At 46.7% G+C, this 6,033-nt stretch carries 7 protein-coding genes; 5 read left to right on the forward strand and 2 right to left on the reverse strand.

Annotation, left to right across the window (positions count from 1 at the left end):
• The first annotated feature begins 26 nt into the window (after positions 1-26).
• Positions 27-344: a thioredoxin gene (gene trxA / locus RMO35_RS04920; RefSeq protein ID WP_309738982.1), complete on the forward strand. Its 318-nt coding sequence runs from the start codon at positions 27-29 to the stop codon at positions 342-344.
• A 98-nt stretch (positions 345-442) separates the two neighbouring features.
• Positions 443-964 (forward strand): DUF1003 domain-containing protein, encoded by a 522-nt coding sequence (locus RMO35_RS04925; protein WP_309738976.1) that lies wholly within the window; start codon positions 443-445, stop codon positions 962-964.
• A gap of 14 nt (positions 965-978) precedes the next feature.
• On the opposite strand, the gene RMO35_RS04930 is transcribed toward RMO35_RS04925, so the two are convergent.
• Positions 979-1,389 carry a hypothetical protein gene (locus RMO35_RS04930; protein ID WP_309738977.1) on the reverse strand — a complete coding sequence of 137 codons (411 nt, stop codon included), beginning with the start codon at positions 1,387-1,389 and terminating at the stop codon, positions 979-981.
• Positions 1,390-1,675: 286 nt separating this feature from the next.
• On the opposite strand from RMO35_RS04930, the gene RMO35_RS04935 reads away from it, so the two are divergent.
• Entirely contained in the window at positions 1,676-2,161 is a 486-nt protein-coding gene (locus RMO35_RS04935; RefSeq protein WP_309738978.1) for a helix-turn-helix transcriptional regulator, read from the forward strand.
• 5 nt (positions 2,162-2,166) lie between these two features.
• On the opposite strand, the gene RMO35_RS04940 is transcribed toward RMO35_RS04935, so the two are convergent.
• On the reverse strand, positions 2,167-3,876 hold the full coding sequence (locus RMO35_RS04940) for a DUF3084 domain-containing protein (RefSeq protein WP_309738979.1): 1,710 nt from the start codon (positions 3,874-3,876) through the stop codon (positions 2,167-2,169).
• Between the two features lie 239 nt (positions 3,877-4,115).
• Here RMO35_RS04940 and cdaA point away from each other — a divergent pair, with 239 nt between their 5' ends.
• Positions 4,116-5,015 (forward strand): diadenylate cyclase CdaA, encoded by a 900-nt coding sequence (gene cdaA, locus RMO35_RS04945; RefSeq protein ID WP_309738980.1) that lies wholly within the window; start codon positions 4,116-4,118, stop codon positions 5,013-5,015.
• A 61-nt stretch (positions 5,016-5,076) separates the two neighbouring features.
• Positions 5,077-5,826: an isoprenyl transferase gene (locus tag RMO35_RS04950; protein ID WP_309738981.1), complete on the forward strand. Its 750-nt coding sequence runs from the start codon at positions 5,077-5,079 to the stop codon at positions 5,824-5,826.
• Positions 5,827-6,033 lie beyond the last annotated feature (207 nt).

The raw sequence follows: 6,033 nt of genomic DNA on the forward strand, positions 1-6,033 counted from the left end.
CGCAAACTTTGTTTCAGGACAATCTCATGGCAGTCAAGCAACAATTTACCAGTTTTGAAGACGCGATCGCCAATAGCGACCTACCGATATTAGTTGATTTCTATGCGACTTGGTGCGGCCCTTGTCAGATGATGTCCAAAATTTTGGAACAAGTCAATATCGAACTCAACGGGCAAGTGAGAATTATGAAGATCGATACCGATCGATATCCCCAAATTGCCTCTAGTCATCAGATTCAAGCTTTGCCAACTTTAGTAATGTTCAAAGGCGGGCAATCAGTCGATCGGATCGAAGGTGTCTTAACCGCCGAACAGTTGATCGATCGGATCGGTCAATTCTTATAGATTTTAAGCTCATAAATTGCAGTTTGAGGCTGAGCAAGTACGTCAGGCAGCTTGTTTTCGAGCGATAATAGGGCGATCGGTCTTAACTACTGACATTTATGGACTTGCCACCAGTCATTAAAGCACCACAACTGAGCGCGAGCGATTTAGAGCGACTATCTTACTTGCGATCGATTCAACCTGCTAGATCTACTACTCCCAGATCTTCCTCCCGTGGCGATCGTATTGCCGATGTTGTCACCGAGGTAGTCGGTTCGTGGAAATTTATCATCATCCAAAGTTGTCTATTGACACTGTGGATCGTGCTAAATGTACTCGCTGTGCTGGGAAAATGGGATCCATATCCATTTATCTTGCTCAACCTAGCCTTAAGCTTTCAGGCGGCTTATGCAACACCGTTTATTTTGATGAGTCAAAATCGCCAGTCTGAAATAGATCGAGAGCGCGCGCAACAGGATTTGGACTGCGATGTCAAAGCTGAAATGGAGATCGAATTACTGCATGAAAAACTGGATTTACTCAGAGATCGCGAGATAGCGGAGCTACGTCGATTGATTCAAGCTCAGTCTGAAACAATTGCCCAGATCGAACGACTGCTGTCGAAACAGCTCGATAATTGAAGCTCGCAAGTAGCTTAAGCTTGTGGCGATTTAGCAGTTGCTTTCCGAGTGCGTTTGGGTTTTGGCTCGCTGTTGTCAATCGTGCCGAGGGCATCGGGAGGCTCGGGAGTGGCTGGGAGCGATTTGGGTGCGGTTTTACGGGTGCGTTTGGGTTTCGGCTCGATTGCCTCGATTTGTGCAGGGGAATTTGCAGCTATTAGCAGCGATCGATCTGGGGCAGTAATAGCTGGTGGTACTTTAGTTTCTGGGATAGTTACTTGTTGCGCGAGCATGAAGGTAGATCTCGATCGAGGATTAGCCGCGATCGCCAGTACCATTCCTAAGATTAAATAAACTGGAAATGGGAGATCGATCGCTCTAATAAATTGAAACAATTGGGCACTCGCTAACAGAATGAAGAAGACGGCAATCCAAAATTGAGCCATAGATTTAAGGTTTAGAGTGACTGAATATTGAGATCGCTGTCGGTCTTTACTATCTGTCAGGGGAAAATTAAGGTGTCAATCGGTCGGTCGGCGGATATTTGACGGCGATCGGGAGATAGTTCTGTTGACGATATCCCGATCGATCTCAATTGTCAAGGGTGGAAAAACGGACATAACTTAGTTACAAAAAGCAGGCGTCCATCTATAAAAATCTCGTATTTACGACATTCATGAATTTTCAATAAAGGTGATAAGCTATTAGGCGACGAGTTAGGAAACCTTAACTTTGGCAATTGTCGAAATAACCCCCGCTTTCTCTAGTATCACAACTATCGATCGACTCCTTGAGTTGCTCGCAGGTCGCCCGGACGGGATCGCAATTAAGGAATTATCCGATATTTTGAACCGTCCGATTTCCATGATCCAAATCTGTCTGAAGATCGCGATTGCTAGTCGCAAAGTAGCAATTAAGCAGCGCGATCGTGATGGTCAATTAGCAAAAGTCTATGTTTTAAAGTCCGAGCAAACTAAGTCACAGCAACAGTTTCACTTGGTAACTAGTCCTAGTTGCCACAGCATTACACCGATCCATTTGCGGGAAGTTGCTGGACTGACTAAACTTCAATTAGCAATTGAATTGGGCTTGAGCGTGAGAACGATTAATGACTGGGAGCAAAAGCGCTCCCAACCTAAATTGATCCCCTCTCAGCTCAAACAAATGATGTCAGTGTATCAATGTACGCTTGATGAATTGATTGCTGCCTTCGAGTGATTGTACTAATTTATACTTGGTAAATTAGTTGTGGTCGAATAAGTGCTAAACAGTCTCTTGTTACCGGAGACAGCTTGTAATTTGATTACTAGCGGCCCTAATGTATAAGTATCCCGATCGACAATTGTCATAATTTCGATCGGGTATTTTTGGGTTTTAACTCTTTCTAAAAATTGGACGTAAGTAGCTAGCTGTCCGTCACCGATTTGCGGTCGATCGTCCAAAATCCCGGCACGTCGCGCTCGCAATTGTGATGTCACCAATAGAATATTCAATTGTTGGCGAATTTGTGCTTCATTCATCGTACTCGGATCGACACTGACGCTGGCAATTTTATCGTCGCGATCGAATAGTTGGCGATCGGGTGCGACATCGATAAATACTTGAATCTTGCGATCGCCAACTACATAATTTTCCGTAGAAAAGATTCGCATCACATAGTTACGACGTTCGGTTATTTGTTGTTTGAGTTGTGTCAATTGATTGGGCGCTAATTCAATAATCTGTTGCTGGCGATCGGCTTCATTAGGATGGGTCGCTTGCCAAGCTGAGCTATTAGCTCGGACGAGGAGGCGATCGACTTCCTCGGTCATCGCTTGAGGGCTACTGGCTTTGAGAACGCTACTTGCCAAGACTTGATTGCGAATAATCCCGATATTCCCTTGGCGAATCTTGCGATATTCTTGTTCGATATTGTTGACTTCTTTTTCAAGGGAGGCTAGCCCCTGACGATTTGTTTTGATTTGGAGTTCGGTTTTTTTAAGTTGCCGATCTCTAAGTTTTAATTGTACCGCCCGCGTCTGAAACTCGCGTTCTAACTGTTGGTGTTGCTTGTCCTTTTCCTTGAGCTGAGCTTGACGGACTTCGAGCTTGCGATCGAGTTGTTCGATCTCAATTTTGAGATTTAATAATTCTTGCTGAGCAGTTTTAAGCTGAGCTTCAATCCCGATTGCTCTGGCTGTAGACTGCTCTAAATCTCGACCTAATTTTTTTGAAGTATTTTCATAGGTTTGTAATCTTTGAGTTAGCTGATGTAAATTTGGCTCGACAGTGATGAGATCGAGCCGCTGTTGGAGTTGAACTTTCTGGCTATTGACTGCGATTAATCGCTCCTGGAGCGGCTCGATGGTGGTTTCGATTCGTTCGCTTTGGTTTTTGAGGTTCTGGACTTGGATGGCAAGTACCTGCTGCTGGGCGGTCGAGTCGCTGCGTTGACGCCGAATTTGGGTGACTTCAGCGACGAGATCGTTGCGCTGCTGGGAGACAGTTTGTAGTTGCTGTTTGGTGTTGCTAAAGTTTTGGGCGGCGACTGATTGTTTGAGGAGTTCATCTTTGAGTGATTTATTGATGCCGGAGAGCAAATCCTGCGCGGCGGTTTGCTCGTTCCGCGCGACTGCTAGCTCGCGTTGGACGCGATCTTTTTGCTCTAAAGCACGATTGAGATTTTCCTTGGTATCGGCAAGTTTGCGCTGAATTTTTTGGAGATCGAATACCCCCGTACGGAGCTGTTCGCTAGCTCCAAAAATCAGTGTTAGTACGGAGCCAGAAATCAGTGTGCCTGTGACGATCGTTACCAGAGTAGCAGTTTGACGCGGACGGAGTTTAAATAATGTCAACCTCGCTTTACCTACCCGCGTGCCGATCCGATCTCCAGACACCGCGACGATGCCCCCTAAGATCAAAATTGCCCCAATGAGAAGATAGCCGCTAGTCATATATAGGTGATATTGACACTGGGAAGGGAGTGGTTATTTAGTTAAGGTTTGTGCCGGGTCGCGTGCGAGGGGCTGTCATTTATGATATCACAGCGATTCTGGCAATCGGGGATTGTCCCCTGAGATCGATCTCAGTTGGCAAAATCGCCGATCGCAGATAAATATTAGTCCCAATTGATTGTCGATCGGCTCCAATGTGCCATAGAATCTAGGGATTGGTCGTAGTGGATTAATTGCCAATGACTCTGGGCTTTGGGTTTGATTCCCAGTTTACTGAATCCTGGTTACGCCAAAGTCTAGACCTGGGATTGGTAATTGCCCTCACATTTCTAGTGTTATTGGCGGTCAGGGATCGTCGAACGCTGTGGATGGTAAGAGGGCTAATTGTGTTAATGGTGGCGGCGGCTATCGGCGAACGGTGCCAACTTCGGCTGCTGAGTTTTGTATTGGACAAATTAGTCGTGGGGGCAGCACTAGCAATGTCAGTGGTGTTTCAGTCAGAATTTCGCCGCTTTTTGGAGCAATTGGGGCGAGGAAATCTCGTGCCCTCAATTAGCTCGACCCGTCGCGTCAGCGATACCGCAGATCGATCGACCGACCAAATTGTCGATGCTGTCAAAGAGTTGTCGCAACAGCGGATCGGTGCCTTGATGATCTTGGAAACCAGTGAAATGATGGACGAGCGAGATTTTGCCGTACCTGGGGTCAAATTAGATGCTAAGTTATCGAAGGAATTAATCCAAACCATCTTCCAAAATACGACTTTATTACATGACGGGGCGGTATTTATTCGGGGCGATCGCGTCGTGTCGGCGGGAGTCATTTTGCCCCTATCCGATCGCGCGGCATCCAGACAGCTAGGAACGCGTCACCGTGCGGCAATGGGAATTACCGAACGCACGAACAATTGCGTGTGCATTGTCGTCTCAGAAGAAACGGGATCGATCTCGTTAGCTGAATCTGGAGTACTCGATCGTCCCCTGACTAGCAGTAAACTGAAAGAGCTACTAGAAACTCGGTTTGCCCCGATCGGCGAACGCGAATCAGTCACGCCAAGTTTACGGGGCTTAGGACGCAAATTTAGCACTCGCGCAGTCAAGCTGTTACGTGGCTTGTTACAATTGCCGGACAATAAATGAACGATGAATTTACTACTGAAGATTATTCATAATTCATAATTCATAATCCCTAACTTCTCAGATGACTTCCAAAACAACCAGTCTCATCGAACTACCTACCGATTTAGATTGCACTCAGCTCCCACAACACATCGCCGTAATTATGGATGGAAATGGTAGATGGGCAAAACAGCGCGGATTTCCCCGGATGATGGGGCATAAACGGGGTGCGGATACGCTCCGAGATCTGTTACGTTGTTGCAAAGATTGGGGGATCTCGGCGTTGACTGTGTATGCGTTCTCGACGGAAAATTGGGGAAGATCGATGGAGGAAGTTGACTTTTTGATGACGTTATTTGAGAATTTATTTCAGTTGGAACTCGCTGAAATGGTTTCTGAGGGCGTGAAGCTCGAAGTCGTGGGTAACTTGGATAATTTGACACCATCGCTATGTAGCGCGATCGATCGCGCTCGTGTCGCCACCCGACACAATCAGGGCGTCCGATTTACGGTAGCAATCAATTATGGTGGCAGACAAGAAATCGTCCGCGCTTGCCAGATCCTAGCCGCTCAAGTGCAACAAGGGATCGTTAAATCAACCGATATCGACGAGCAAATGCTCTCCAAATATCTTCATACTGCCGACTTACCCGATCCAGATTTGTTGATCCGCACCAGTGGTGAAATGCGGATTAGTAACTTTTTATTATGGCAGTTGGCATACGCTGAAATATATGTTACTGACACACTCTGGCCGGATTTCGATCGGTTGGCATTTCATCAAGCACTCCTGAATTATCAACACCGTCATCGCCGATTTGGCAAGGCGTAGCTCCTGCTGCTAATTAGCGCGAGTTAGGGTTAAGAAATGCCTGGAGACTGGAAGTCTCGGCTTGTGATGCAAAGTCCGCCTGTCTTGAAAAGGTGCTCTACTTGGGGAAACCCCAAGACCGCACTTTTCGCTACGCGGACTAGTTAATCAGTCCGCGTAGCGATGCGCGCTCCTCGGGTTCCCCGAGGGTTTAGCGCATCAAGACAG

The organism is Chamaesiphon sp. OTE_20_metabat_361, assembly GCF_031364565.1.

Bases quoted from the DNA above. Each gene is read 5' to 3' on its own strand.
- trxA (WP_309738982.1), top strand. From the start codon at position 27: ATGGCAGTCAAGCAACAATTTACCAGTTTTGAAGACGCGATCGCCAAT.
- RMO35_RS04925 (WP_309738976.1), top strand. From the start codon at position 443: ATGGACTTGCCACCAGTCATTAAAGCACCACAACTGAGCGCGAGCGAT.
- RMO35_RS04930 (WP_309738977.1), bottom strand. From the start codon at position 1,389: ATGGCTCAATTTTGGATTGCCGTCTTCTTCATTCTGTTAGCGAGTGCC.
- RMO35_RS04940 (WP_309738979.1), bottom strand. From the start codon at position 3,876: ATGACTAGCGGCTATCTTCTCATTGGGGCAATTTTGATCTTAGGGGGC.
- cdaA (WP_309738980.1), top strand. From the start codon at position 4,116: ATGACTCTGGGCTTTGGGTTTGATTCCCAGTTTACTGAATCCTGGTTA.
- RMO35_RS04950 (WP_309738981.1), top strand. From the start codon at position 5,077: ATGACTTCCAAAACAACCAGTCTCATCGAACTACCTACCGATTTAGAT.